The 25,970-nt window shown below is 66.6% G+C and carries 20 protein-coding genes; 9 read left to right on the top strand and 11 right to left on the bottom strand.

What is annotated here, in order from left to right:
- Positions 1-17: 17 nt before the first annotated feature.
- Both E0W80_RS12830 and E0W80_RS12825 read right to left on the bottom strand, forming a co-directional pair.
- Positions 18-1,412 carry an MFS transporter gene (locus tag E0W80_RS12830; protein WP_240740526.1) on the bottom strand — a complete coding sequence of 465 codons (1,395 nt, stop codon included), beginning with the start codon at positions 1,410-1,412 and terminating at the stop codon, positions 18-20.
- A gap of 31 nt (positions 1,413-1,443) precedes the next feature.
- Complete coding sequence (locus E0W80_RS12825) at positions 1,444-1,707, bottom strand: glutaredoxin domain-containing protein (RefSeq protein WP_047521334.1); 264 nt, start codon at positions 1,705-1,707, stop codon at positions 1,444-1,446.
- Between the two features lie 82 nt (positions 1,708-1,789).
- On the opposite strand from E0W80_RS12825, the gene E0W80_RS12820 reads away from it, so the two are divergent.
- Positions 1,790-2,182 (top strand): SIP domain-containing protein, encoded by a 393-nt coding sequence (locus E0W80_RS12820; RefSeq protein WP_131492980.1) that lies wholly within the window; start codon positions 1,790-1,792, stop codon positions 2,180-2,182.
- Positions 2,183-2,196: 14 nt separating this feature from the next.
- Here E0W80_RS12820 and E0W80_RS12815 read toward each other — a convergent pair whose 3' ends face one another.
- Positions 2,197-2,652 carry an adenylyltransferase/cytidyltransferase family protein gene (locus E0W80_RS12815; protein ID WP_131492979.1) on the bottom strand — a complete coding sequence of 152 codons (456 nt, stop codon included), beginning with the start codon at positions 2,650-2,652 and terminating at the stop codon, positions 2,197-2,199.
- A gap of 119 nt (positions 2,653-2,771) precedes the next feature.
- Here E0W80_RS12815 and E0W80_RS12810 point away from each other — a divergent pair, with 119 nt between their 5' ends.
- Positions 2,772-3,992, top strand: a complete 1,221-nt coding sequence (locus E0W80_RS12810) for a glycosyltransferase (protein WP_131492978.1) — start codon at positions 2,772-2,774, stop codon at positions 3,990-3,992.
- A 113-nt stretch (positions 3,993-4,105) separates the two neighbouring features.
- On the opposite strand, the gene E0W80_RS12805 is transcribed toward E0W80_RS12810, so the two are convergent.
- The 5 genes from E0W80_RS12805 to E0W80_RS12785 all read right to left on the bottom strand — a co-directional run bounded on the left by E0W80_RS12805 (position 4,106) and on the right by E0W80_RS12785 (position 11,108).
- The gene (locus tag E0W80_RS12805) at positions 4,106-5,323 is read right to left on the bottom strand and encodes a glycoside hydrolase family 16 protein (RefSeq protein ID WP_165875453.1); all 1,218 of its coding nucleotides are present in this window, start codon (positions 5,321-5,323) and stop codon (positions 4,106-4,108) included.
- 444 nt (positions 5,324-5,767) lie between these two features.
- The gene (locus E0W80_RS12800) at positions 5,768-7,180 is read right to left on the bottom strand and encodes a bifunctional dTDP-4-dehydrorhamnose 3,5-epimerase family protein/NAD(P)-dependent oxidoreductase (protein WP_131492975.1); all 1,413 of its coding nucleotides are present in this window, start codon (positions 7,178-7,180) and stop codon (positions 5,768-5,770) included.
- The gene (gene rfbB, locus E0W80_RS12795) at positions 7,180-8,178 is read right to left on the bottom strand and encodes a dTDP-glucose 4,6-dehydratase (RefSeq protein ID WP_131492974.1); all 999 of its coding nucleotides are present in this window, start codon (positions 8,176-8,178) and stop codon (positions 7,180-7,182) included. The genes E0W80_RS12800 and rfbB overlap by 1 nt, the downstream gene beginning before the upstream one ends.
- Positions 8,175-9,047 carry a glucose-1-phosphate thymidylyltransferase RfbA gene (gene rfbA / locus E0W80_RS12790; protein ID WP_131492973.1) on the bottom strand — a complete coding sequence of 291 codons (873 nt, stop codon included), beginning with the start codon at positions 9,045-9,047 and terminating at the stop codon, positions 8,175-8,177. Before rfbA ends, rfbB begins: the two co-directional genes overlap by 4 nt.
- A 93-nt stretch (positions 9,048-9,140) precedes the next feature.
- Positions 9,141-11,108 (bottom strand): glycosyltransferase, encoded by a 1,968-nt coding sequence (locus tag E0W80_RS12785; protein WP_165875452.1) that lies wholly within the window; start codon positions 11,106-11,108, stop codon positions 9,141-9,143.
- Positions 11,109-11,347: 239 nt separating this feature from the next.
- On the opposite strand from E0W80_RS12785, the gene E0W80_RS12780 reads away from it, so the two are divergent.
- The 7 genes from E0W80_RS12780 to E0W80_RS12750 all read left to right on the top strand — a co-directional run bounded on the left by E0W80_RS12780 (position 11,348) and on the right by E0W80_RS12750 (position 22,023).
- Positions 11,348-12,301 (top strand): glycosyltransferase family 2 protein, encoded by a 954-nt coding sequence (locus tag E0W80_RS12780; protein WP_240740525.1) that lies wholly within the window; start codon positions 11,348-11,350, stop codon positions 12,299-12,301.
- Positions 12,292-13,011: a CDP-alcohol phosphatidyltransferase family protein gene (locus E0W80_RS12775; protein WP_047521317.1), complete on the top strand. Its 720-nt coding sequence runs from the start codon at positions 12,292-12,294 to the stop codon at positions 13,009-13,011. Before E0W80_RS12780 ends, E0W80_RS12775 begins: the two co-directional genes overlap by 10 nt.
- Positions 13,008-13,625, top strand: a complete 618-nt coding sequence (locus E0W80_RS12770) for a hypothetical protein (protein ID WP_131492970.1) — start codon at positions 13,008-13,010, stop codon at positions 13,623-13,625. The genes E0W80_RS12775 and E0W80_RS12770 overlap by 4 nt, the downstream gene beginning before the upstream one ends.
- 124 nt (positions 13,626-13,749) lie before the next feature.
- Positions 13,750-14,358 (top strand): DUF4352 domain-containing protein, encoded by a 609-nt coding sequence (locus E0W80_RS12765; RefSeq protein WP_240740524.1) that lies wholly within the window; start codon positions 13,750-13,752, stop codon positions 14,356-14,358.
- A gap of 62 nt (positions 14,359-14,420) precedes the next feature.
- Positions 14,421-19,124, top strand: coding sequence for a PKD domain-containing protein (locus E0W80_RS12760; protein ID WP_240740523.1), 4,704 nt, complete (start codon positions 14,421-14,423; stop codon positions 19,122-19,124).
- A 188-nt stretch (positions 19,125-19,312) separates the two neighbouring features.
- A complete protein-coding gene (locus E0W80_RS12755) occupies positions 19,313-20,608 on the top strand; it encodes a hypothetical protein (RefSeq protein WP_131492968.1) in 1,296 nt (431 codons plus the stop codon).
- Positions 20,609-20,670: 62 nt separating this feature from the next.
- Positions 20,671-22,023 (top strand): polysaccharide biosynthesis tyrosine autokinase, encoded by a 1,353-nt coding sequence (locus E0W80_RS12750; protein WP_052193374.1) that lies wholly within the window; start codon positions 20,671-20,673, stop codon positions 22,021-22,023.
- Between the two features lie 44 nt (positions 22,024-22,067).
- Here E0W80_RS12750 and E0W80_RS12745 read toward each other — a convergent pair whose 3' ends face one another.
- From E0W80_RS12745 to E0W80_RS12735, 3 genes are read right to left on the bottom strand one after another with little or no spacing between them, the layout of a single operon-like run.
- Entirely contained in the window at positions 22,068-23,531 is a 1,464-nt protein-coding gene (locus E0W80_RS12745) for a lipopolysaccharide biosynthesis protein (protein ID WP_205802342.1), read from the bottom strand.
- The gene (locus E0W80_RS12740; protein ID WP_047521313.1) at positions 23,528-24,736 is read right to left on the bottom strand and encodes a Coenzyme F420 hydrogenase/dehydrogenase, beta subunit C-terminal domain; all 1,209 of its coding nucleotides are present in this window, start codon (positions 24,734-24,736) and stop codon (positions 23,528-23,530) included. The genes E0W80_RS12745 and E0W80_RS12740 overlap by 4 nt, the downstream gene beginning before the upstream one ends.
- Positions 24,733-25,824, bottom strand: coding sequence for a polysaccharide pyruvyl transferase family protein (locus E0W80_RS12735; RefSeq protein ID WP_047521310.1), 1,092 nt, complete (start codon positions 25,822-25,824; stop codon positions 24,733-24,735). Before E0W80_RS12735 ends, E0W80_RS12740 begins: the two co-directional genes overlap by 4 nt.
- Positions 25,825-25,970 lie beyond the last annotated feature (146 nt).

The following is a 25,970-nucleotide window of genomic DNA, read 5'->3' as shown; positions in this document are numbered from 1 at the left end:
TCGGACGGGATCCCAGCTTAGGCGTCGAGGCTCGCCACGGCGTCGATGTCTTCCCTGCGCAGGCGATAGCGGCGGAGGGTCAGCAGGCTCGCCGCCATCAGCGCAGCGGGGAGGATGCTGAAGCTCAGGACGATGCCCGTGATCGCGGCCGCCGGTTGCTCGACGGTGGCGCCGGCGACGGTGGAGATGTAGCCGGTGGTGGCGAGGGTCAGTGACACCGCGGTCGCACCGAGGGCGAAGCCCACGGTCTCGCCTGCGGTCCAGATGCCGGTGAACGTGCCCGCCTGTCCCGGCCCGCTGGTGCGCTCGTCGTGCGAGATGACATCGGGCAGCATCGCCATCGGCAGGGACTGGAGCCCCGCGTAGGCGATGCCGGCGACGGCGACGGATGCGTAGATCCACGCGCCGGGCGTCCAGACCGCGATGACGAGGGTTGCCGCTGCGGCGGTGAACAGGCCGCTGGCGATGGCGAATGCGCGTTCCTTCCCGGTGCGCCGGGCGAGCGCGGTCCACGCCGGCGTCGCGAGCAGCGCGGGTCCGACGAGGGCGACGAACACGAGCGTCACCGCGTCTTCGGATCGCAGGACCCAGGTCGCGACGTACTGGGCGCCGGCGAGCATCGTCCCCGTCGCGAGCGCCTGCAGGACGAAGGTCCCCAGCAGGGCGCGGAACGGTTGACTGCGTCCGAGTGCTCGGAAGCCGGACATGTACTGGTCGCGCCACGTCGAGGACACGATCGGTGCGCCGGAGGTGTGCGCGGTGCGCCGCGCCGCGATGTCCGCCGTGCGGGCGGCGATCAGCATGCCGATGCCGATCGCCAGGCCGGAGGCGATCCCCATCAGGAGGTATCCCAGGACGGGATCGGAGCCGGCGTTGCGCAGCGCCGGACCGCCGGCGCCGAAGAGCAGGATCGCCGCGGTGAGCACGACGACGCGCCAACCCAGCAGGCGGGTGCGCTCGTCGTAGCTGCCCGTCAGCTCTGCGGGAAGCGCGACGTAGGGCACCTGGAACAGGCTGAAGGCCGTCGCGGTCGCGAGGAACGCCAGCAGGACGCTGATGGCGCCCGTCACCGGTCCCCAGGAAGGGGGGACGGCGAAGGTGAGTGCGAAGAACAGCGGGAGCGCGAGGGCGCCCGTGACCATGAACCCGCGACGGGACCCCGTGCGTGCGAGCTGTCGATCGGAGGCCGCGCCGATCAGGGGATCGATCAGGACGTCCCAGATCTTCGCCGCGGTGACGATGAGTCCCGCGGCCAGCGCGGCCACGCCGAGGTTGTCGGTCAGGAAGTACGTCAGCACCAGCCCGGGCAGGGTGGCGTAACCGCCGGTCCCCAGCGACCCGATCGCGTACAGCACGATCGTGCGCGGGGAGAGGCGGACGGATGCTCGTTCGGGCCGAGCCTCAGTGCTCATCGCGCCAGTGTAGCGGCGCCACGGCGACCGTTCAGATCAGTGCGAGCTCGCGCAGCTTCGACTCGACATCGGCGTTCGACGGCTCGACGTGGTGCGAGGCGTCGGGGTACACGACGACCGGGATGTTCGTGCGCCCCGAGATGTCCTTCGCGATGTCCGCGGCAGCGGGCTCCGCGACGAGGTCGACATAGGTGTACTCGACGCCGAGCGCATCGAGCTGCTTCTTGGTGCGGATGCAGTCGCGGCACCAGTCGGCGCCGAACATCGTGATGGTGTCGGAGGCAGGAGAAGTCATGCCTCCAGCCTACGGCTGCGTGGATGGGGTGGCGCTGAGAATCCTCTTGATAGGTAAGGCTACCCTTATCTAAGCTGATGGCATGAGCAACGCATGTGAGCACCTGGATGACCCTGACTGGGACAGCATCGAGGGGGCCGTGCTCATCGCCGGCGATGCGGCCGATGCCGGTACCATCGCGGGCATCGCGGCGCGGCTGCCCTGGGACGCCCAGGGGGTCATCCTCCTCGAGGTCGCGGCGCGCATCCAGTTCCGCCACATCGATGTTCCCGACGGCGTCTCGGTGCGGTGGCTCGTGCGTGGCGACGGCATCCGCGCGCACGCTCGCGGTGAGCGACTCGCGAACGCCGTCCACGCCTGGTGTGTGGAGTGGGCATGCGGCGAACCGTGGTCCCCGTGGACCGTCTGGCTGGGCCCGCACACCCCTCCACACGTGGCGCGGATGGCGCGCAGCCTTCTCGGCGTCGCGAACTGAGCGACGCCCGATGGTCAGCGGGTCGCGGCGACGGCCGGGGCGTTCGCGCCAGCCGTGATCGCGTCGAGCGCTCGGCGCAGCGATGAGCTCGAGGTGTGCGCCGTGTAGGGGAAGTACACGACCTCGACGCCGACCTCGGCGAACTCGCGCTCGAGACGCAGGCCCTTATCGGTTCCGCGCCAGTCGTCGCCCTTGAAGAAGTGCGTGAAGTGCACGTCGCGCCAGGAGTCCATCTTCGATGGTGTGGTCTCCACATAGACGTCGTCGACGAAGGAGATGTGCTTCACGATCTCCGCGCGCTCGGACGTCGGGATGACGGGCTCGATGCCCTTCACCTGGCGCAGCATCTCGTCGCTGACGACACCCGCGATCAGGATGTCGCAGTGCTGCTTGGCGTGACGAAGTAGATTCAGATGCCCGACGTGAAAAAGGTCGAAAGCACCAACGGCATAGCCGATACGCGTCCCCATGATCTCCCCAGATCAGTAGTCCCCAGTAAGCGGATCCCCACCCGCTCAGCGACTCCCACAGCCGCAAGTCGAGAGTCTAGCAGGTTCGGGTTTCTTTCCCCACAGGAACACATGGAACGATGGAGGCCGCAGGCATTGCGCGTGCGGAAGAGGGGGCTGACGTGGGGACACCGGTCACGGTCATCGTGCCGACGTTCAACGAACGCGACAACGTCGCGGAACTCGTCGCCCGCATCGCCGCTGCGCTCCCCGAGGGGGATGCCGAGATCCTCTTCGTCGACGACAGCACCGACGACACCGCTGCCGAAGTGGCGCGCGTCGCGGCCGATGCCCCGGTCCCGGTGCGCGTCATCCATCGCGCCGAGAACCACGGCGGTCTGGGCGGGGCCGTGGTCGTCGGGATCGAAGCCGCGTCCTTCGACGTCTGCATCGTCATGGATGGCGATCTCCAGCATCCGCCGGAGCTCCTGCCCGCCCTGCTCGACCGATACGACGCGGGGGATGCCGATCTCGTCGCCGCGTCCCGCTACGTCGGCGGAGGGGACACCCGCGGCCTCGGGACGGCCGTGCGGTTCGGCGTCTCGCGCGCGGCGACCTGGCTGACCCGGGCGATGTTCCCGATCCGGCTCGCTCGCAGCACCGACCCGATGACGGGCTTCTTCCTGGTGGACCGGAAGCGCCTCGACGTCGCGAATCTCCAGCCTCAGGGTTTCAAGATCCTCCTCGAGATCCTGGCCCGCAACGACCTTCGCATCGCCGAGGTGCCGATGGAGTTCGCCGAGCGCCGGCACGGGACGTCGAAGGCGAGTCTGCGCCAGGGAGCGACCTTCATCGCGCACCTCGCACGTCTGCGATTCGGGAAGATGTCCTTGTTCGCACTGATCGGCGCGATCGGCGCTGCCGCGAACCTCGGGATCATGTGGGGGCTGACCGCCGCCGGCGTCCCTTACATCTGGGCGGCCATCATGGGCGCCGAGGTCACGATCATCGGGAACTTCCTGCTACAGGAGCGCTTCGTCTTCGCCGACATGCGCACCGACGCCCGTGGCCTCGGGGTCCGCTTCGCCAGTTCCTTCGCCTTCAACAACGTCGAGGCGGCACTGCGGATCCCCGTGATGGCCTTGATGGTCGAGTCCTGGCACATCTCGAGCGTGCTCGCGACGGCCCTCTCTCTCATCGTGGCCTTCTTCGCACGGTTCCTCTTCCACTCGCTCGTCGTCTACGCCCCGAAGCGGCGCCGGAACGACGAGGCGGCGGCATCCGAGCCGAAGCCGGATACCGCCGCGCTGCGTGTGATTCGGGCGATCGACGCTGAAGCGATGAAGCCCGGCGAGCTCTAGGGCGCGGAGACCCCGAGGTCCGACCTCGGAGCCGTGAGCGCCTCCGGTGCGGTACACGGTCGCGTGTCGTCGTAGCGGGCAACGAGCTGATGGATCCGGTTCAAGCCGCTGCCCTATTCCGCGTATGCCCAGTGCTTCACATAGTCGATGAGGACATCGTTGATGGCGCCCGTGGTGGGGCCGGTGCGGGCGCCCCAGCTCTCTCCGATGAACTGGGAGAAACGGATGTCGAGCTGACCGCTGAATCCGGCGAGGATCTTCGGGTCAGACGTGCGGAACGTTTCGACCCCATCCACGGAAAGTGCGATGAACTGAAGAGTCTGCTCCAGCGTGTAGGTATGCCACTGATCGCTCGGCGTCGTCAGAGTGAAGTTGCGTTGGGTGTATTCCCCCTTTGTCTTCACGCCCGTCTGTTTGTAGATGGTCTGCTGGATACCGGTGCCGTCGTTCGGGTAGTAGCCCGGCTGCAGGTTCGGCGTGCCGATAGCTTCGAAGAGGTCGATTTCACCACCGAGACTCACATCGCGGAACCAGATCGCTGACCAGAGCCCCGTGGATGATCCCGGCGTCAGCATCTTCGCCCGGATCTCGGTCTTGCCGTACCCGATGTGGTGCTTGCCGCGCGACCAGACGTAACCTCCGCTGTAGGTGATGGTCTTGCCGTTGAACTGCTGTGGCGCGGCCAGCTTCTGCATACGCAACCGGAGGTTGCCGTCCACGACGCTCACGTTCTCAGGGAAGTTCGCCCCGTCGAGAGTGTTTGCGTCCATGAATCGGCGGGCCTCCCACGAAGAGGTATCCAGAGCGCCCTCGAAGTCGTCCTCCCAGGTCGGGGCCGCGGGTGCCTCCGCGACGTTCGCGTCGTTCACCTTCACCGTGAGGCCGGGGGACGATCTGGCTCCGAAGAACGCGATGTCCGCGCCGCCGCCGGCAGTCAGTCTGTCATCACCCGTGTCGGCCGCTGTGAAGTCCTGTGTCTTGCCCTCGCCCACGCCGGCCTCGGCGCTCAGGTGGACTTCCGCCCCAGCATCTGCGGTCGTCAATGACAGCTGGATGCTCTCGCCGAGCCCGGCGACGTCTGCGAGCTTGGATTCGGCCAGCACGACTTCGACCGGAGCCAGCACGCCGTACTTGTGCGCGGCGAGACGGTCGATACCGACGAAGACCTCACCGGTGGGCGCCACTCTCGACCACAGCATGTAGCTGCCGGACTGCGTGGCTCGGCTCTGCACCCCGATGATGTGCCCCGGCCCGGCGTCGGGCAGCGTCGAAGGAGTGAAGGTCACGCTGGTGACGGAGTTCTGCGGCGCATCTTCGGTGAGGCTCAGCATGCGCGACTCACCTGAGGCGACGTTCACCTCGACATCACTGATGAGGGTGTCGGTTGCGCTCGCCGCGGGTACGACCAGAGAACCTAGAGCCAGTATCGAAAGAACGCTTCCCGCCATTGCGATTCGCGTGATGCGCTTCATATGTCCGGGCATGCTGGCTGTCTCCTTGGTCGATGGTGGCGCACTCAGTGCCCTGCGACGGTCGCAGATCGGACCTCGCGGCTATTCGCCGAGCGCCCCTGTAGGTCGGTGATCGAGAGACTCTAGCGGTGTTCGCCTGCAGCCCGTCGAAGTTATCCACAATCGAGCCTTCGATGCGAACCTCGAAGCACGGGCGTGCGACAGGGGGAGGCCCGGGGGGAGCCGTCAGCCTGACACGAGCCCGGTGTCGGAGTGACGGTCCTCGCCTCGCTCAGCCGTTCACTACGTGTCGGGGAACAACGCCTAGGGCGCTGACAGATAACTCTCGAGAGCGGTACCCGCTTCTCGTGGTGACCACCCCGTCGACGTGATGCGATGCAGGTCCAAAACACTGTTCAGGGGTCGTGGCGCGATCGGACCCGCCTGGTCGGCGAAATACTCCGCGGTCGACACGTCACGCACGGCGTCCGGGTCATGCCCGGTGAGACGGTAGACCGCGCGGGCGACGTCGGCCCACGACTGCGCCTCTCCGGCACCCGTCACGTTGTAGATGCCGTATGGTGCCTCGCTCGACAACAGGTGGTGGATCGCCGTGGCAAGGTCTTGGGTGAAGGTGAGCCGTCCGATCTGGTCGCTGACGACGCGGGGCGCGACACCCCGTTCGGCGAGCGAAGCCATCGTGCGCACGAAGTTGCGCCCCTCGCCGATAACCCAGGAAGTGCGGATGATGTAGTGGCGGGGAACTGTCGCGACGACCGCATCGCCCGCTGCCTTCGTCTGTCCGTAGACGCCGAGAGGTCGCACCGGATCTGACTCCGCATACGGGGTCGCCTTCGCGCCGTCGAAGACGTAGTCGCTGGAGACGTGGACCAGGGTGATGCCGTTCTCCGTTGCGACGCGGGCCAGCGCCGATACTCCGGAGACGTTCGCGGCCCAGGCCTCCTCGCGCCCTTCCGGGGTCTCGGCGAGATCCACAGCGGTGTACGCGGCGGCGTTGACGATCACCCCGTAGTCGCGCCATCGGCGCGCCGTGGACAGATCATCCGCCCTGAGGTCGAGCATGCCCCGCGTCGTGTACTCCACGTGGCCGGCCTCGCCCCACACATCTCGCAGCGCGAGTCCGAGTTGGCCCGCACCGCCGAGGACCAGGATCTTCCGGGGGCCGATGGGCGTCACCTCGGCGAGGCGGGGATGTGCGAGGTCCTTCGCCGAGACCTCTGCATCGGTGAGCGGGATGGGCCAGGCGATGGCCGCCGTCTCATCGGCGAGGTTCAGGAACGAATACTCAGCGTCGGGAGACCAGTGGTCGTTGACGAGATAGGTGTAGGCCGTGTCTGCTTCGAGCGTCTGGTAGGCATTGCCGACGCCGCGAGGGACGAGGATCGCCGTCGACGGATCGATCTCGGTCGTGAAGACCATGCCGAACGTGTCGCCGGCGCGAAGGTCGACCCAGGCTCCGAAGATCTTCCCCGTGGCGACGGAAACCCACTTGTCCCAGGGCTCGGCATGGATGCCGCGTGTGGTCCCGACCGCATCGTTGAACGAGACGTTGTTCTGGACCGGCCCGAAGTCTGGCAGACCGGCGGCGACCATCTTCTCGCGCTGCCAGTTCTCCTTGAACCATCCTCGTGAATCGCCGTGCACCGGTAGGTCGACCACGAGCAGGCCGGGAATCGAGGTCGTGCTGACCGCCAGAACCTTGCCGAAGTCGGTCATCACTGGCCCTTGGCCGTGTAGAAAGACTCGGTAGCGTCCTTGGTCGGTGCCCACCAGTCCTCGTTGGCGCGATACCAGTCGATGGTGGAGGCGAGGCCCGACTCGAAGTCGGAGAACTGGGGTGCCCAGCCCAGTTCCGTGCGGAGCTTGGTGGAGTCGATCGCGTAGCGCAGGTCGTGGCCCGCGCGGTCTGTCACATGATCGTAGGCGTCCGCTGGCTGCCCCATCTGCGTCAGGATCAGTTCGACGACCGATCTGTTGTCCTTCTCGCCGTCCGCCCCGATCAAATAGGTCTCGCCGATCTCGCCCTTCTCGAGGATGGTGAGCACGGCGGAGGAGTGGTCGTCGGCGTGGATCCAGTCGCGCACGTTCCGGCCCTCCCCGTAGAGCTTCGGTCGTATGCCGCGCAGGACGTTCGTGATCTGACGTGGGATGAACTTCTCCACGTGCTGGTAGGGCCCGTAGTTGTTGGAGCAGTTCGAGATCGTCGCCCGGACTCCGAAAGATCGCACCCAGGCGCGCACGAGCAGGTCACTGCCCGCCTTCGTCGATGAATACGGCGAAGAGGGGTTGTACGGTGTGTGCTCTGTGAAGCGCTCCGGGGCGTCGAGCTCGAGATCTCCGTACACCTCGTCCGTAGAGATGTGATGAAAGCGCCGCTCATGACGTCGAGCGGCCTCGAGCAGCGTGTAGGTCCCGATGATGTTCGTGTCGAGGAACGGCCGGGGGTCGTGCAGCGAATTGTCGTTGTGCGACTCGGCCGCGTAGTGCACGACGGCGTCCGCCTTCGCGAACAGGCTGTCGACGAGGGCGGCGTCAGCGATGTCGCCCGCGACGAACTCGACGCGGTCTTCCGGGAGACCCGCCAGTGAGGCGCGGTTGCCCGCGTAGGTCAGCTTGTCGAGCACGGTCACGAGAGCGTCCGTGTGCGCCACGACGTGGTGCACGAAGTTCGATCCGATGAAGCCGGCACCGCCGGTCACGAGCAGACGGGTCATCGTTTTCCTCGTTCCAGGAGTTCGAGCAGATAGGAGCCGTATCCCGATTTCACGATTGCTTCGGCACGGGCGCGGAGTCCGTCGTCGTCGAGGAAGCCCTGTCGCCAGGCGACCTCCTCCGGCACGCCGATCTTCATGCCGGTGCGGCGTTCCATCGTCCGTACATAGTCGGCGGCATCCGTCATCTGATCGAACGTCCCTGTATCGAGCCAGGCAGTGCCGCGGGGCAGAACCTCGACCTGCAGTTTTCCGCGCTTGAGGTATTCGCGGTTGACGTCGGTGATCTCATATTCACCGCGCGCGCTTGGTGCGAGTCCTCGAGCGATCTCGATCACGTCATTGTCGTAGAAGTACAGCCCCGGCACGGCGTAGTTGCTCTGCGGATTCTTCGGCTTCTCCTCGAGGGAAACAGCGTGTCCGTCGTCGTCGAAAGCGACGACACCGTAGGCCTCAGGCTCCGCAACCCAATACGCGAAGACGGCGCCGCCGTCGATCTCGGAGAAGCGTTTGAGCTGGGTGCCGAGTCCGGGGCCGTAGAGCAGATTGTCGCCGAGCACGAGCGCGACGCTGTCGTCACCGATGAAGCCCGCACCGATCGTGAACGCCTGAGCGAGACCGTCCGGCGACTCCTGCTGGGCGAACGTCAGGGAGACCCCGAACTGCGATCCATCTCCGAGCAGTCGCTCGAAATGCGCGGCGTCATGCGGGGTGGTGATGATGAGGATCTCGCGGATTCCTGCGAGCATCAGCGTCGACAGCGGATAGTAGACCATCGGCTTGTCGTAGACCGGGATCAACTGCTTCGATACGCCCAGAGTGATCGGGTGCAGTCGGGTTCCCGAACCGCCAGCCAGAATGATGCCCTTCATGATCCCCCTCGTAAACATCGGTGTCCGTGGCGGCGTCACAGGAGGGACGGCCATCCCCTGCCGTCCGCGACCCCCACAGTCGTACGCTCGACTTTACCGGTTCGCGGTGTTCGCGCCACCGCCTCGGCGTCGCTTCATTCGTATGGCCAGGAGGAACGCGTCCGCGTGCGCTCGGCCCGCGTCGGTCCAGTCGCGTCGCGAGAGGTCGGGCGAACCGGTCAGCGCCGTCGCCGCTCGCCATGCCTCGACGATGGTCGGTGCGTCGAGGTCACCGTCGTACATGAGAACCCACTCCTGACCGACCTCGCGTCCCAGAGCCTCATTCGCCTCGTTGCGGGGAACGAGCACCGGGCGATCCATGGACAGCGCGGCGAGCACGCTCCCCGAATTGTGCATGAACCGGTACGCCAGCACGATGAGCTCGGATGACGTGGCGAGTTGGACGAGCTCGGCGTCGCTGAGGAAGTCGAGGTGAAGGTCGACGCCGGGGAGATCGGCGGTTCGCGTTCGAAGGTCGTCACCGAGTTCGGGCGTCGAGGGACGTCCACCGATTCGTAGACTCAGCGCCGGCTCGGCGGCGACGGCCTCAGCATAGGCGTCGATGAATCCTTCGAGACCCTTGTACCGGCGGATTCCGCCGAAGGATCCGAGCTGTCCGCGCACGCGCTCGGCGAACGGGAACTCCGCGTACCAGCCGCGATAGTCCCCGTGCAGGATCAGACTGTGCGGGGTGCCGGGGGGGAGTGGGGTCGTCTCGTTGATCACGATCCGGTAGTCGGTGTGGCGGTCGATGAAGCGCAGCAGCCACAATCGCGGTGCGTTGTCGTCGGGCAGTTCGATGTTGTGAACGGTCCGAACCACTGCGATCCTCCGCGAGAGGCGGTGGCGGAGCACGAGCGCCGTCGTGAGGAGGAACTTTCCGGTGGACTTCCACCAGGTGGCGCCGTGCAGCTTCGCCTCCGGCCAGTGCCAGTGGAATGCGTCGTAGCGACCGAACAGCGCTGTCGCCCAAGAGAAGCGCAGATGCGTGAGGCCTTCGGTCGAGCCCAGCGCCTCATCGAGCATCTTGTTGTACGGGTTCGTCGTCGGTCGCGGTGCGCCGAGCGACTGCATCACGCGGATGTCCGATGGGGCTTCGGTCATGGTGGTGTCATCCTTCGATGGGCGACGATACTCGTCGTAGCGACGCCCGAAAACCGCCGCGATCGTGCCGCGGCCTCGATGGACGAGCCGAGTACCTCGGGCGTGGTGGGTGATGTTCGACGTCAGGGTGCCGAAAACGCGTCGCAGACCTCCCACGACGATCCGCGCGACGCCGCCCAGGAACGCCCGAGCACGGAGGACTCCACGGCTGCTTCTCCCCGTCGTCAGCTGCAGCTGGATTCGGGTGCCGGCGTTGGCCGAGCTGAAGGCGCGCTGCGCCGCCCAGGCGCGGCTGAGCCGCGCCGCGACCACGTGGTCCTCTGTCTCGGACTCGTTGCACCACACGATCAGCCCACCGCGCTGTACGAGTTGGCGGGAGAAGAGCGTGTCCTCGCCGCCGCCGAGTCCCAGCGCCGGGTCGAAACGGAGCCCGAGCCGGCGGACGGAGCGCAGGTCGAGCAGCAGGTTCCCCGCCGCAGCGACCGGGAGCACGGTGCCGGTCTGACGGGGCGGGCGACGGAAGGTCCCTGAAGCGAGCAACCACGGGTCGACGGTGTCATCGAACACGGAGATCACGCGCCCCATCACGGCGTCGGCGCCGTACTGCCGCCAGACTGTCAGAAGGGAGGAGAGCCACGATTCCCGAGGGACCTCGTCATCGTCGATGAAGGCGACCATGTCGCGATCGGCGCACTCGTCCAGTATCCGGTTGCGTGCGGCGACGATGCCGGGGGTCGGCTCGATCACATATCGGACCGGTAGACCGGTGTTGGTCGACACCTCCCGCGCCGTGCCTTCCGGGTCGTTGTCCACGATCAGGACGTCGATCGAGACGTCGAGCTCGGAGCACTCGGCGATGCGCGCGTGCAGGGTGCGCAGGAGTGCGCCGAGGAGCTCGAGCCGACGATATGTGGGCACGCCGATCGTCACGGTCGTCGTACCGCTCGGTTGCGATCCCCTGGCCATTCGTCCAATCCCCATGCCGTCGTGCCCCTCGACTCCGGCGCGCGCTCATCGTATCGTGAACCGATGCCGGGTCTCCGAGGGGCGACTCTCGCGTATAGTCGTTCTTCTGGGAGTCGAGGCCGGTCGCGGCTCCGGGGAATCCGACCGGCGACCTGACGCGATCCGTGCCACGGGTCCGAGGGGAGGATCGCGTGTCAATCGCGCACGGACGGCTCGCCGTGGTGGTGGTGAACTACGCCTCGGCCCAGCTGCTGCGAGACAATCTGGTGATCGTCGAGCGAGAAGCGCGTGCGATCGCTGCAGATGCCCGCACGATCGTCGTCGACAACTGGTCGGGTGCCGACGAACGTCGGGCCGCGCGGGCTGTCGCGGATGAGCACGGATGGATGCTGATCGAACCGGATTCGAACTCCGGCTTCGGCGGCGGAGTCAACCTCGGCGTGACCCGGGCGCTTGCCGAGGGGGCAACGGACGTGCTCGTCATCAACCCCGATGCGCACATTGACCGGGAGTCGCTGGGTCTGCTCGCGGCCACCACGGTCGCCTCTCGCACGACTCTCGCGTCGCCGGTGATCGCCGATTCGGATGGGCGTACCTGGTTCGCCGGAATCGATCTGCTCCTCGACGACGGGACGATGCGCGCGCGACGCAAGCGCATCCCCGGAGACTCCCAGCCCTACGAGGCCTGGCTGAGTGGTGCGTGCCTGTGGATCACACGCGAGGTGTGGGAGCTTTCGGGCGGCTTCGATGACGACTACTTCCTCTATTGGGAGGACGTCGACTTCTCGCGTCGGGTGGTGGCAGCTGGCGGTACGCTCGCGCTCGTGGAAGACGCGCGGGCCGTGCACGATGAGGGTGGGACCCAGAGGGCGGCGCGGCAGATGGCCCGGGCGAAATCCGAAGGCTATTACTACTACAACATCCGCAACCGGATGCTCTTCGCCGTGCGGCATCTCGACGACGCGTCGGTGGAACGGTGGCGGCGGTCGATTGGCCGCACTGCGCGCGAAGTCATCCTCCGTGGCGGTCGTCGGCAGCTGCTGCAGTCGGCCGCGCCACTTCGCGCCTACTTCCGAGGCGTGCGTGAGGCACGTCGGATCGCCCGTAGCGGAGGCACGGACCGGAAGGGCAGGTCATGGTCGTAGACGCCTATCACCGCCTGGCGCGCGCGCAGAAGGGACATGCCCGCGGGGCGCCCGCCTACTCGGTGTACGTGAATCGTCGGATCGGAAGGGTCTTGGCTGCGGTCGCGTATCGCATCGGACTCACCCCGAACCAAGTCTCGATCATCAGCGCCGTGCACTCGTTCGTCGCAATCGGGCTCATCGCTTTCGGCCCGGTGAACGTTCCTATGGGGCTTCTGATCGCTCTGCTGCTGGTACTCGGTTACGCCTGGGACTCTGCCGACGGCCAGGTCGCTCGCCTGCGCGGCGGCGGGAGTCCGCAGGGCGAATGGCTCGACCACTTCATCGACACGCTGAAGATCGCCTCCCTGCATCTGGCAGTATTGATCGGTCTCTATCGGGTGGTGCCTGAGCCGCCGATCCTCCTGCTGATCCCGATCGTGTTCAGCATCGTCGCCTCTACGTCATTCTCAGGGATGCTCCTCAACGATCTACTCAAGGGCAAGCACGCCGTCGCGTCGACCCACGAGCGCGGAGGAGGCACGCTCCTGCGTTCCCTCGTGCTGCTGCCGACAGACTTCGGCGTCGTGTGCCTCGTGTTCGCCCTGTGGGGATGGACGTCGGCGTTCCTCGTCGGATACGGCGCGTTGTGCGCCGCGGCCGTGGCGTTCCTGGCGCTTGCCGCTGTGAAGTGGTTCCGTGAAATCGGAAGGCTCGGAGCGACGACATGAGCGGAGAGAACATCCTGGTCGTATGCGCCGCCAACGTCTGTCGCTCCTCACTGGCAGAACTGACGTTGCGACGAGGACTCGGTGAGGAGTCGGCGATCTCGGTCAGCAGCGCAGGGGTACGGGCGAATCCTGGAGATGCGATCTGTGCACTCGTCGCATCTGCCCATGATGATGAGGAGTGGCAGTCGCAGGCACAAGCACATCGCGCGCGGCAGGTGACGCCTGAACTCATAGAGCAGTCCAGCATCATCCTCGCCGCTTCTCGCGACATCCGCGGTGAATTGGTGCGACTCGCTCCGCGATCGCGCGATTGGATGTTCACGATCAAGGAGGCCGCTCATCTCGGTTCGGGGTTCTCGTCCACTGCGCCGGACAGGGTCGCGGAGTACGTCGCGCACCTGGATCGCGCGAGGTCTCGCGTCGTGCCGATGCCGGGTTCCGGTGGGGTGGGGAGTCGGCTCCGGCGCCTGTGGGGGGTGCGAGCATCGGGCGACCCCGCGAGCATCGCGGATCGCCACGGAAGCCGGGGGCACCGCGAGACGAAAAGAGAAGTCGAGGAAGCGGTCGCCTCCGTTCTCGGCCAGCTCGGTGGACATCGTCGACGCGTCTCCTGAGCGGGGTCTTGTGGATTCGCGCTCCGCGATCTATCATTAGCCGATACCGCGCTCAACGCGGTTGAGGGGAAGTGCCGAAGCCGAGGGGGCTTCGGATGGGGAAGCTGGCTTGTGGGGAGCTAACGTGTTCAACGTTTCATCATGCCGCTCTGGGGGTGGCATCTCGCGTACTCGTGCGCCCATATTCATCGCACCGCTGATCGCGTTCGCGTTCCTGGCGGCTGGCTGCACCGCAGCACCCGATGCGGGGGATTCCCCTGCACCGGAAGGCACCAGCACGACCGACTGGACGGCGCCCGCCGACGCGGACGCCGAAGGGCCCACCGAGGCGCCGACGCTCACCGAGCAGAGCGGAGCGATCGAGGAGCCGATCACGCTCTCCACCGAGATGGTCGTCGCGGTCGATGACATCGCCATCACGACTGTCAAGCCCGAAACGCCTGGCGAGTACGCCGGGTCGGCGGTCGTCGTCACCATCTCCGTGACCAACGACTCGAAGCGTGCGCAGAGCATCGACTCGGCCGTGGTCAATCTCGTCACCGATGACGGCGATGTCGGCATCGGCACGACCGCCGGTCCGAACGAGCCTCTGCACGGAGAACTCGCTGCAGGTGCATCAGCCGAGGGCACGTACGTCTTCATGCTCGATCCTGCCAAGGGGCGTTCAGTGAAGATCAGCGTGAACTACGCCGCGGGGGAGCCGCTCGCCGTTTTTGCCGGTCAGATCTCCTGACCGCGCTTCTACAGGTTTCGCCTGTTCACAATCGAAGGACTAACTGGGGCTGGGGAGTCACAATGAAGCACACGAATATCTCGAAGCGGGCGCGTTCTGCGCTCGCGTCCTTCGTGGCGGGCGCGTTGCTCGTCGCGGGGATGACGACACTGGGAGCGCAGGCGGCGACAGCCGCGGACGTGCCGCAGCCGCCTCCACTGCTGCAGCGAGATGACAACGTCGTCACCTCCGATCCGATCCCGACAGTGCAGATCGACAACGGCTACGTGTGGGCGCAGACGACCATCGGCTCGACGGTCTACGCGGTGGGCAAGTTCGACAACGCGCGTGCTCCGCTCGCGACCCCTGGGACGAGCCTGACCGCGCGGTCAAACGTGCTCGCCTACGACATCAACTCCGGTCAGCTGCTGCCGTTCGCCCCCCAGGTCAATGGAGTGATCAAGGCAGTCGCGGCATCCCCCGACGGCAGCCGTATCTACATCGGTGGCTCCTTCAATTCGGTCAATGGACAGGCGCGCTGGAACTTCGCTGCCCTCGACGCCACCACCGGCCAGCTCGTCGGAGGCTTCTCCCCCGCGATCGGAGGGACGGGTGTGTACGCGCTCGCGACTTCGGGCACGAGCGTCTTCGTCGGGGGTCTCTTCACGCAAGGCAATGGGACCGCTCGCAAGAATCTCGCGGCTTTCAGCTCCACCAACGGAGCGCTTCTGGCATGGGCTCCCCAGGCCGACCTCCAGGTCGACGCCATGGTGATGGACCCGGCCGGTCAGAACGTGATCGCTGCTGGACGATTCTCGCAGGTCAACGGCAACCTGGCGATGCGCGGTACCGTCGCGCTCGACAAGGACACCGGTGCGGTCGACGACTCGTGGGCCCTTCCACAGACGGTCAAGAATGGTGCGACCTCCGGCAAGGCCGGGATCTTCGGTCTGGCGGCCGACGCCAACGCCGTGTACGGAACCGGTTGGGTATATGCGAACGCGGCCACGGGCAACCTTGAGGGCACTTTCGCCGCGGAGGCTGGTTCCGGCCAGGTCCGCTGGATCTCGGACTGCCTCGGTGACCACTACGGGGTCTACTCGACCGGCAAGGTCGTCTACACGACAAGCCACACGCACGCTTGCAGCACCCAGGGGTTGCACCCTGAACAGAACCCGCGCACGCACCGCTATTCCGAGGCGTACACGGCGGATGCACGCGGCACGCTCGGCAACCAGCCCGCGGCCGGCAGCACCTACAAGAACTGGGTGGGCACGCCGGCGCCGTCGGCTTACGCCTGGACCCCCGACTGGGCGGTCGGAGTCACTACGGGCCTGGGTCAGGCCGGTCTCTCCATCACTGGAGCCGGCAACATGATCTCGATCGGTGGCGAGTTCCGCTCGGTCAACAACGGACGCTTCGAAGGACTGGTGCGCTTCTCGACGACCCCGCCGGGCGGCGCAAAGGACGGCCCGCGTCTCTCCGGGGAGAACTGGGTCCCGACAGCGCAGTCGTTCATCCCCGGTCGGGTTCGTGTCTCGATCCCGTTGAACTGGGACCGCGACGATCTGGCGTTGACCTACGAGCTTCGCCGCGCAGGCACGAGCACGGCGGTCGCGAGCAAGACGGTGGACAGCACCTGGTGGGACCGCTCGTCGGTGACTCTCGACGACACGTCCACGACACCGGGATCGCAGCAGCAGTACACGGTCGTCGCCAAGGACGGTGACGGGAACACGGCCAGCAGTCAGAGCGTCACCGTGGCCGTCGCCGATGGTGTGGTGTCGCCGTACGTCGATGCCGTCACGGCCGACGAGCCGCAACTGTACTACCCGCTCGGTACCGTCGCCCAGGACTGGGCAGGGTCGAACACTCCCGTCTTCGGGTCCGGAGTGAATTCGGTGTCGTCAGGCGTCCAGAACACCACGACAGGCGCTTCGTCGTTCAGCGGCTCGTCATCCGGTCGTGTCGCGACGAGCGCCCGCGTGGCTGCGCCGAAGTCGTTCTCGACCGAGCTCTGGTTCCGGACGAACACGAACTCCGGGGGGAAGCTCCTGGGCTACGGCTCGGCCGCATCGGGAGACTCGAGCAGCTACGATCGTCATCTCTACATGACGAACAGCGGACGTCTCGTGTTCGGCACCTACAACGGCAGTACGCAGACGGTGCAGAACAACACCGCGCTCAACGACAACACCTGGCACCACGCCGTGGCTACTCAGGACTCGAGCGGGATGAAACTGTATGTCGACGGCGAACTTGTCTCCTCCCTCGCGGGTGCGACAGACGCAGAGAACTACACGGGATACTGGCGAGTCGGTGGGGACAACCTCAACGGCTGGCCCTCAAGCCCGAGTTCGAAGTACTTCTCCGGCTCGCTGGATGAGGTGGCGGTGTATCCATACGCGCTGACCCCCGCGCAGATCCGCACGCACTACGGCGTCGGCAAGGGATTCCAGGCTCCGACGGCTTCGTTCACCGCGTCGGCGACGAACCTCGAAGTCGCGTTCGACGCGAGCGCTTCCGCACCTGCCGGGGTAGCCACGATCACTGGCTACCGCTGGGACTTCGGTGACGATTCGGCCTCAGCCACGGGCAAGACCGTGAACCACACCTACGAGGCGGGCGGAACGTACACGACGCGACTCACGGTCACAGACAGCAACGGGCTCACCTCGACGACCGAGCAGCAGGTCACGGTGCAGGGCGCCAACGTCGCGCCGACGGCCTCGTTCGAGCTCTCGGCCTCCGGCCTGGCAGTCTCGGCGGACGCCTCTGCCTCGACGGATCCGGATGGATCGATCACCTCTTACGCCTGGGACTGGGGCGACGGATCCACTTCCACTGGGCAGGTCGCCAGCCACACCTACGCATCGGCGGGTACTCGGACGGTGACGCTCACCGTCACCGACGACCGCAACGGTACCGGATCGACAACGCGTGAGGCCGTTACCACGCACGCGGACCCCGTGGCGATGTTCACATCGACGGCGTCGGGCCTCAAAGTGGATGTGTCTGCTGCGGGTTCGAGCGCATCCGACGGCGCTACCCTCGCCTACTCCTGGAACTGGGGCGATGGCACCCCCGCCGGTTCCGGCGCGACGGCCACGCACACCTATGCAGAGGCCGGTGCCAAGGACATCACCCTCACGGTGAGTGACAGCCTGGGGTCTTCGGCGAGCACGACCCAGTCGGTCACGGTCCAGTCAGAGGTCTTCGCCGCTGCCGACTCCTTCGGCCGATTGGTCTCGAGCGGTTGGGGCGCGGCGGACATCGGCGGCACTTGGGCTCCGATGGCGGGCTCCGCAGCCGTAACGTCCGTCGCAGACGGCGTGGGCACGGTGAACCTCGGACCGGGCGAGACGCGCGAGATGTTGCTGCAGGGGACCTCTCTGCGAGACACCGAGGCGCGGATCTCCTACACGCTCACCTCCGGACCGTCGACGGGAGTGGCGTATGAGGGCCTGGGTGCGCGTCGCTCCGGTTCCAATGGGTACCGCGCTCTCGTCTGGCACCGCGCGGACGGGTCGACGTGGCTCGTGATCCACCGCAACGGAACGGCGATCGCGAGTACCGCAGTCCCCGGTACCACCTGGGCAGCCGGCAGCACCTTCCACCTCGCGATGGAGACAGCAGGCTCTTCTCCGACGACAATCCGCGCCAAGATCTGGGCGGCCGGATCAACCGAGCCGGAGGACTGGCAGCTCACCACGACGGATGCAACACCCGCCCTGCAGGTCGCGGGCGCGACCACGGTGTTCTCTTATCGCGCCGGTTCCGCATCGGGAACGAATCCGATCAACTTCGACGACTTCGCGGTGAAGGACCTCGCAGCTCCGGCACCTGAGCCGGATCCGGAGCCCGACCCTGAGCCCGAGAACGCTGCTCCGACGGCGGCGTTCACGGCGGCGGTCTCCGACCTCACGGCCGACGTCAACGGTGGCGCGTCTGCGGACAGCGACGGCACTATCGCGTCGTACGCCTGGGAATTCGGTGATGGCTCCTCGGGAACCGGCGCGACCGCGTCGCACACGTACACAGCGGCCGGAACCTACACGGTTTCGCTCACGGTGACGGATGACAAGGGTGCGACGAACACCGCGACGCAGCAGGTGACGGTCACTGCGGCGCCGACGGATCCGGATCCGGACCCCGAACCGGAGCAGCCCGGAGCGCTCGCGAGCGACGAGTTCGACCGCACGGCGACTTCCGGATGGGGCACCGCCCCGACCGGCGGGGCGTGGACCATCGCCGGCGGCTCGGCGGCGGCTGCGACGGTCTCCGACGGCAACGGCCGGATGGCATTGGCGGCCGGAGGAACTCGGTATGCGACGCTCGATGGCACACCCCTTGGTGACGTCGTTATCGAGACAGCGTTCACTGTTGATCAGACGCCGACGACGGGCGGCTCCTACATCGGAGTGGTGGCTCGAGGGACGGCGGCAGGCAAGTACCTGGTCCGTGCCTGGTTGCGTCCGGACGGATCGCTGTGGCTTGTCGCCCATCGAGAGGGCACGGTACTTGCCACGCAGGCGGTCGCCGGGTTCACCTGGGCAGCGGACACCTCGTATACCCTCAAGGTGTCGGTGACCGGGTCGTCGACCACTGCGCTCGCGGCAAAGATCTGGGCCACCGGATCCAGCGAGCCGGCGAACTGGCAGCTTAACGCGACCGACGCGACCCCGCTCGCGGCGACGGGCTCCGTGGGGCTGGCCGGGAACCGTTCTGGCTCCTCGACAGCCACGCTCGGACTGGCGTTCGACACATTCCGGGTCACCGCCCCATAGTCACACCCGAGAAGGCCGCTGCCGCGCTCCGCAAGCGCGGCAGCGGCCTTCGGCGCGGTGCATGAGAAAAAGGGCGCCGAGAAACGAGAAGAGCAGTGCCGGAAGTGTGCAGAACGATGGGAGCGGTCGGGTTCGCCCACGGCTCCGATTCTGGCCCGCGTCAGCGCGCCAGAGTAAGATTCTGACGCATGGCCACTGCTGTTCCGATTGTGCTCCTCGCCTTCGGAGGGATCGCCGCACTGGTCCTCTTCATCCTCGGGCTCCGGATGCTCCCCCGCGCCGCCTTCGTGGTGTGGGCGGGAGTGCTCTTCTTCGTCCCGCTCTGGGTCGGCGTGAACCTCGGTTTCTACTGGGCCGCGATCAGCCTGCTCACGGCATTGCTGATCGTCGTGAATTGGTCGGTGGTCCCACTGCGAGCAGCAGATGCTTGGGTGGCTGTATTCGTCCTGCTGATCGTCGGTCTCTTCGGAGTCGGAGCCGTCGACCTTCCTTCGCTCGTCGCTGCCGTACTCGAGTGGTTGATCCCTTACATCTGGGGACGAGTGGTTCTCGCCCGCGTGCGAACCGATTGGGTGACGAACGTGATCGCGGCGGTTGCCGTGATCGCGGCGGCGTTGGCGATCCTCGAGTTCCTCACCGGAGTCAATCCATTCGTCTTGATCCCCGGCTCGGGGGTCGTGTACGACACGTGGAGCCCACTGCAGGAGCGAGCCGGGGTCTTCCGCGCCGAAGGAGCCTTCGGGCATTCGATCGCTCTCGGGGCCGCGCTGGCGATGTCTTCCGCCTTCGTGGTCGCCGTGCGGTGGGTGCTGGTCGCCAAGATCGCAGGCGTCGTGCTCATCGCCGTCGCCACGGTGCTGACGTTCAGCCGCACGGGCCTCATCACCTTGGTGATCACCCTCGCCCTCTCGACATTCCTCGTCCCGGGCGTCTCCAAGCGGTTCCGAGCGGCCGTCGCCGTGGCGGGAGTCGCTGGCGCCCTGATCGTGATCCCGATCATGGACACTGTCTTCGGTGCGGCGGGGGACGAGGCGGGGGGCAGCGCCGACTACCGCACGGATCTGCTCGTGCTGCTCTCTCAGGTGCGGCTGTTCGGCAACCCGGGCGAGTGGCAGACGCTGGTCGCGGGCGACTACTACCTGGGGTACTTCGCTCGTTCGATCGACAACGCTCTCGTACTGACTCTTCTTCGATACGGCTACGTACCCACCTTCGTGATCATGGCCGCTGTCGTGTGCGCTTCGATCATGGTTGCGCGGCCCTCGACACGCAGCCCCGCAGCGCTCGCCGTGGCGGGGCAACTGCCCAGCCTGGTGGTGGTCGCGCTGATCACGCAGTACAGCATGTTCTTCTGGTTCTGCGTGGGGCTCGCAATTACCTGGGCGCGGGATGCGGCCGGTGGTCCAACCCACGTCGACGATGCGGACAGGCGAGATGCCCTCACCGATCGTGTTCCTGGGCCATCGGTGATCGTGCCGCCGTAGCCGCGACAAGGCACCGGCGAGGGGACACTCTAGAATCGAAATCCGAGGGGGAATGGGGAATCATGGGCGAGAGCCGGATCAGTCTGCGTGTCATCCTGGGATCTGTACGCAAGTTCTGGTGGGTCATCATCGCCGCGGCGGTCCTCGGAGCGGTGGGATCATTCGGTTTCGCGTCGCTGCAGACGCCGCTATACCAGGCCACGACCTCGCTCTATTTCGCCCTCAACCAGGGGACGAGCGCGTCGGACCTCAACCAGGGTTCGGCATACACCCAGAGCCAGATGCTGTCATTCGCGCAGCTCGCCACCAGCTCGCGCGTGCTGGAGCCGGTCATCGACGAACTCGATCTCGACACGACCTCCCGAGAGCTCGCCCGATCGATCGAGGTCTCCATCCCGCAAAGCACCGTCATGCTCCGAGTCACCGGAATATCCGAGGACAGCGAGGGCGCCGCTGAACTTGCCAACGCAGTAGCGGCGCAACTCATCATCGCGGTGAAGGACGTTGCACCGAAGGATCCGGCAGGCGACTCGACCATCACCGCCGAGATCATCGACGACGCGGTGGCCCCCGAGTTCCAGTTCACCCCCAGCAAGATGCGCGATGCAGTACTCGGAGGGTTCCTCGGCGGCGTGTTGGGGTTGGCCGTCGCAGTGCTCATCGGGGTGCTCGACACCCGCGTCCGTAACGAAGAGACGCTGGCGCAGTCGGGGGGAGACCCCGTGCTCGGCGTCGTCTCGAAGGCACCGTTGCTGGCCGATCGTGGAATCGCCGTGGTGCAGGAGCCACTCGGTCACACCGCGGAGGAGTTCCGTCGTCTCCGGTCGGCACTTGCATACGCCAATGTGTCGTCGCGTGTGAAGGTTCTGCTGGTCACGTCGGGGATGCCCGCGGAGGGAAAGTCCACGATCTCCGTGAACCTGGCGATGACTCTCGCCGGACTGCGCAACTCTGTTCTGTTGATCGACGCCGATATGAGGCGCCCTCGCGCGCATGAGCACGCCGGCATTGATGGGTCGATCGGACTCACGAGTGTGCTGCTCGACGAGGTGGACTTCGAGGTTGCCAAGCACAGCGTGGCAGACAGCACCTTGGATATCCTTCCCGCCGGAACGGTGCCGCCGAACCCGGCAGAACTGCTCACCTCCGCGAGAATGGCGCAGCTTCTCGACTTCGCTGCCGCAGAGTACGACTACGTGGTGATCGACTCCCCACCGACGCTGAGTGTCGCGGACGCGAATCTCTTCGCGACGCAGACGGACGGAGTGATCCTCGTGGTCGACGCTACCAAGACGCGGCGTGCAGCGCTGGCGAAGAGCATCAAGTCTCTCGAGTCCGGCGGCGCGCGCATTCTCGGCACGGTCCTCAACAGGGCGCGTCCCGATCGACACCGCAGCGAATACTACAGCGACTGACGCGATGGCCTCGCGTCAGCTGAGGATCGGCCCGGCGTGGGTCTTCACTGAGGCTGCCGCTTCACCATGAGCCGGACGAAGGCGAGCAGGCTGGATGCATCGCGACGATAGACCGGAAGTACCAGGAAGGCCGCGGCGATGACGACGCCGCCGCCCAGACCGAGCAGGAGCTGCACCCCATCAGGGGCGGAGGCGGTCAGGTGGGCGATGCCCAGACTCGCCAGGCCCGACGCGAGCGTGGTCGCGATGATGCGACCTGCGCCCTGGTAGAGCTTGCGGTGGGGAATCGGAGTGACGCGGGACAACCACGCGAGCGAGATCGGCCAAGCGATCGCCGGATGGACGGCGAAGGCGACGGCGACCCCGAAGAGTCCGAAGAACGAGCCCACCACGATGCAGACGATCTTGATCACCGTGGTGACGATCGTATAGCGCAGAAGCTCGGCACCGAGGCCTCGCGCGAGGTAGATCCAGTAGCCGACGAAGGACACCGTCGTCAGGAGACCTGCGATCGCGAACATGCTGATCAGCGGTGCCGTCTCGGCCCACCTCGCACCTAGCATGATGCCGACGATGGGATCGGCAAGTCCCGCGACGATCGCCAACGGAATCCCTATCGTGTACCCCAGTGCCAGCTGAGCCGCGATGACGTAGGTGTCGAAGCGCCGCTGGTCCGCCTGCACTCGGGAGAGAACAGGCAGGGCGACGGACTGGAGGGGGGAGCGTACCTGTCCCAACGGCGTCATGATCAGTTGGAAGCCGCGGTTGTAGAGACCGAGTGGTTGCGTTCCGAAGCGGATGGCGATCGTGACCGTGTCGATCTGCCGCCCCACGTACGCCAGCAGGTTCGCCCCGACCAGATGGCTGCCGAAGGTGAGGAACGCGCGGATGGGGACGGCGCGCGAGTACCAACGCGGGAACCACCGGCCGGCGATGAGAACGCCGACGAGGATGGCCGTCCCTGTCGTCAGCTGCTGGACGACAAGGGCCCAGAATCCGGCCCCGAGAAGCGCAGCGGCGACGGCCGCCGCGAGGGCGATGGCGGATGATGTGACATCGACGATTGCAAGCGCTCGCAGCTTGAGGTCGCGCATGAGATTAGCGCGGTGTTGCGTCGCTACTCCATTGAGGAGAAAGATCAGGGACAGCCACTGGACGATGCCCTGGAGGTCACCCAGTTGGGAGATCGCCGCGACCGGCCAGGCGAGGACGAAGGTGATGGCCGTGAGAACGACGCCGATCGCCGCATTGACCCAGAACAGGTTGTCGCGCTCGCCGGTCGAGAGTTCCGGGGCTTGGATCGACGCAGAGGTGAGACCGAAGTCACGGAAGATCTCGCCCAGGCCGACGACCACGAGCGCGATCGCGAGAAGGCCGTAATCGTGCGGCGAGAGCAGTCGCGACAGTATCACGACGGAGAGCAGCTGTAGCACGATCCGCGCTGCCTGCGCACTCAGGGTGAAGAAGGCGCCTCGAGCCGCCGAATGCGCGAGTGCCGAGGCCATCATCGCCTCCGCTGTGCGCGGACTCGACGATACGTGCCGCGGAATGTGCGGATCGCCTCGCGCGGGTACGCGAGCGAGAGGCGCGCGAGACCGAACCCTCGGTAGCGAGGCGGACGGCGTCCGGCGAAGCGGGAACCGAGCAGGCGCGCGAACAGGAAGCGCTTGCGCGTGACCTGTAGCGGTTGGGCGGCGGCGAGTTGCGACATCGGCAGCTCGCCGAGGACGATCACCCCCGCCTCGGCGGCGGCACGGATGGTCTCCAGGCCACGCGGTGTCCGGGCGATGAGCGCGCTCACACCGTCTCCCTCAACGAAGACGGGGTACCCACGCTCGTCGGTCGCCCACGAGTCGGCGCACACGATGTCGGCGGATTCGCCGACGCCGTCGACGCACACCTTGCACCGCCACTGCGTCGTCGGTCCGAGCACACGGCCCCAGGAGTCGTCGTAGTCCGCGCTCACTTCGCGGTCGGGGGTGCGGGCGATGAACCGGCCGGGCCAGCCGTCGCCGCGGTAGCGGAGCGCGGTGACCGGCTCCGCGGGGGTCACGCCGAGGTCCTGCAGCAGGTCGTCAGTCGCGTGCTGGCTGGGCGTGCCCGCGCAGAAGAAGGAGAGCATCAGCGGCGCCTCCCCGTCCACGAGGTCCGGGGCGGCGCGGCGCAGGGCGGCGATCTCGCACGGCTTTCCGGTCACGGCTGCCCCCCGAGCCAAGACGTCCGGGTTCGCCAGCGTCGATATCGGTGCGTATCTGGATCCTGCCGCACCCAGGGCCTGTTCCCTCGTCATGATGGTGACGGGGACAGTCCGTCGGACATCCTCAGCGGATCCGGCGGCGCCGGTGATACGTGTGGCGCGGCCCGTGGACACAAGCCAGGTGTGCAGCGCCGTGAGCGCCCCGCCGCTGCTGCCTGCGCGACGCACCTCAGGGTCGGCGGCCCATGCCTGCCACGCTTCCAGATACGTGCCCAGTTCGGGATGGCGCTTCGCGCCGGGCGGAAGTGCCGGCGCGGCCACGACGACGCCGGGACAGCTGCGGGCGAAGATCTGCTCCGCGCGCGCGATGGGCCGCGATTCGCCAACAAGGCAGGGACGGCTGTACCCATGCTCATCCACGTGCATCTCGAGCCCGGGGTCCAGTCGCACGCACAGTCCGCACCCACTACAGGCGTCGCGTTGCAGGACGCCCTCGACGGCGGCGAGGAGCGTCATGCGAGCTCGGCCAGCCGGATCGTGGCCGGAGCGAGAAGCTCGGTGCCGCGCTGCTTCGCCTTCGCCGCCTCATCCCTGAGGCTCTCTGAGGATGCGTCTTCCAGAACGGCCTGCGCGATCTCCGCGGCGGTTCCGGCCGCGGGCGCGGTGAGGGGGACGATGTGCTCCCAGCCAACCGAATTGAGCAGAGGGGCGAACTTGCGCGAGTAGGACATCGCGACGGCAGGTGTGCCTACCGACAGTGCGTTGAGGCACGCATGCATTCGCGCGCCGATGACCAGCTGTGCGCCGGCGATCGCCGAGCGTGCATCGTGCAGATCGGACGGCGTGAAGACGTCGATCTCACGGTGGAACGTCTCCGCGAGTTCGGCGCATGCCGGAGCATCATTGTCGGCGTTCGGAGACGCCAGGACATGAGGCATGAGAGTGACCTCGCGCCCCTCGGCTCTGAGGCCCGTGATCAGACGGACGATGGCTTCCCGGTAAGTCGACGCATCCACGTGCGGATTCTCCCGCCACAGCAGGCCGGAGACATTGAGGAGGACGTCGCGACTTCGTCCGATGGAGGGCTGATTGATGCCGAACACGAGATCGCTGGTGACGGCGTCGACGGGACGACCGAGCTGAGCCGCTGCTGCGGCGCTGATCGGGTCGCGCGCGAAGGCGAGTGCACTACGTCTCAGCGAGCGGCGCGCCAGCGCCCGTCCGCGTCGCGTCTGGAAGGGGCCGATCGTCTGCGGCGCGAGGACGACGGGGACTCCCGCCTGTGCGGCGAACTCGTGCACCAGGGACATGGTCGTGTGCCGGTGAAGCCCGTAGATGTCGGCGAAGCTGTCTCCCGAACGGGTGTCCCACACGAGGTCGAACTGTCGGAACCAGTCCATCATCCCCAGGCGGCCGGTCGCGCGCTCGCGCAGAAGGGAGCGCGGCTGACCCCACGGTAGTTCTTTAGGTCGCTGCCCGTAGTTGGCGAAGACGACCTCCGCATCGGGCCACACGCGATGGAGAAGGTCGGCAGAGCCCTGCGCGAGTGCGCGGACGCCGAGATTCGAAGTCGTGTCGTTGGCCCACATCACAAGAATGCGCATGCTACCCCTCCCGATCGTCGGACTCCCCAGTGCCGAATACCGATCGCCGTCGACCACCGCAGCACGAGGCGGCGGCGGACAGATGTTCCCCAATCTCCGTGTCGCCGATCAAGAGGATCGCGCGGACACCCTCAGAACATTATCAG

Origin of the sequence: Microbacterium sp. PI-1 (assembly GCF_004337555.1) — a bacterium.
Taxonomy (GTDB): domain Bacteria; phylum Actinomycetota; class Actinomycetes; order Actinomycetales; family Microbacteriaceae; genus Microbacterium; species Microbacterium aurugineum.
This window is presented reverse-complemented; position numbering and strand designations above follow the sequence as displayed.

Coding starts and splice junctions, on each gene's coding strand:
- rfbA (WP_131492973.1), bottom strand. CDS start 9,047: ATGAAGGGCATCATTCTGGCTGGCGGTTCGGGAACCCGACTGCACCCG.
- E0W80_RS12830 (WP_240740526.1), bottom strand. CDS start 1,412: ATGAGCACTGAGGCTCGGCCCGAACGAGCATCCGTCCGCCTCTCCCCG.
- E0W80_RS12740 (WP_047521313.1), bottom strand. CDS start 24,736: ATGACGCTCCTCGCCGCCGTCGAGGGCGTCCTGCAACGCGACGCCTGT.
- E0W80_RS12810 (WP_131492978.1), top strand. CDS start 2,772: ATGGAGGCCGCAGGCATTGCGCGTGCGGAAGAGGGGGCTGACGTGGGG.
- E0W80_RS12770 (WP_131492970.1), top strand. CDS start 13,008: ATGAGCGGAGAGAACATCCTGGTCGTATGCGCCGCCAACGTCTGTCGC.
- E0W80_RS12775 (WP_047521317.1), top strand. CDS start 12,292: ATGGTCGTAGACGCCTATCACCGCCTGGCGCGCGCGCAGAAGGGACAT.
- E0W80_RS12800 (WP_131492975.1), bottom strand. CDS start 7,180: ATGACCGACTTCGGCAAGGTTCTGGCGGTCAGCACGACCTCGATTCCC.
- E0W80_RS12745 (WP_205802342.1), bottom strand. CDS start 23,531: ATGATGGCCTCGGCACTCGCGCATTCGGCGGCTCGAGGCGCCTTCTTC.
- E0W80_RS12820 (WP_131492980.1), top strand. CDS start 1,790: ATGAGCAACGCATGTGAGCACCTGGATGACCCTGACTGGGACAGCATC.
- E0W80_RS12750 (WP_052193374.1), top strand. CDS start 20,671: ATGGGCGAGAGCCGGATCAGTCTGCGTGTCATCCTGGGATCTGTACGC.
- E0W80_RS12815 (WP_131492979.1), bottom strand. CDS start 2,652: ATGGGGACGCGTATCGGCTATGCCGTTGGTGCTTTCGACCTTTTTCAC.
- E0W80_RS12825 (WP_047521334.1), bottom strand. CDS start 1,707: ATGACTTCTCCTGCCTCCGACACCATCACGATGTTCGGCGCCGACTGG.
- E0W80_RS12760 (WP_240740523.1), top strand. CDS start 14,421: ATGAAGCACACGAATATCTCGAAGCGGGCGCGTTCTGCGCTCGCGTCC.
- E0W80_RS12735 (WP_047521310.1), bottom strand. CDS start 25,824: ATGCGCATTCTTGTGATGTGGGCCAACGACACGACTTCGAATCTCGGC.
- E0W80_RS12755 (WP_131492968.1), top strand. CDS start 19,313: ATGGCCACTGCTGTTCCGATTGTGCTCCTCGCCTTCGGAGGGATCGCC.
- rfbB (WP_131492974.1), bottom strand. CDS start 8,178: ATGACCCGTCTGCTCGTGACCGGCGGTGCCGGCTTCATCGGATCGAAC.
- E0W80_RS12805 (WP_165875453.1), bottom strand. CDS start 5,323: ATGCTGAGCCTCACCGAAGATGCGCCGCAGAACTCCGTCACCAGCGTG.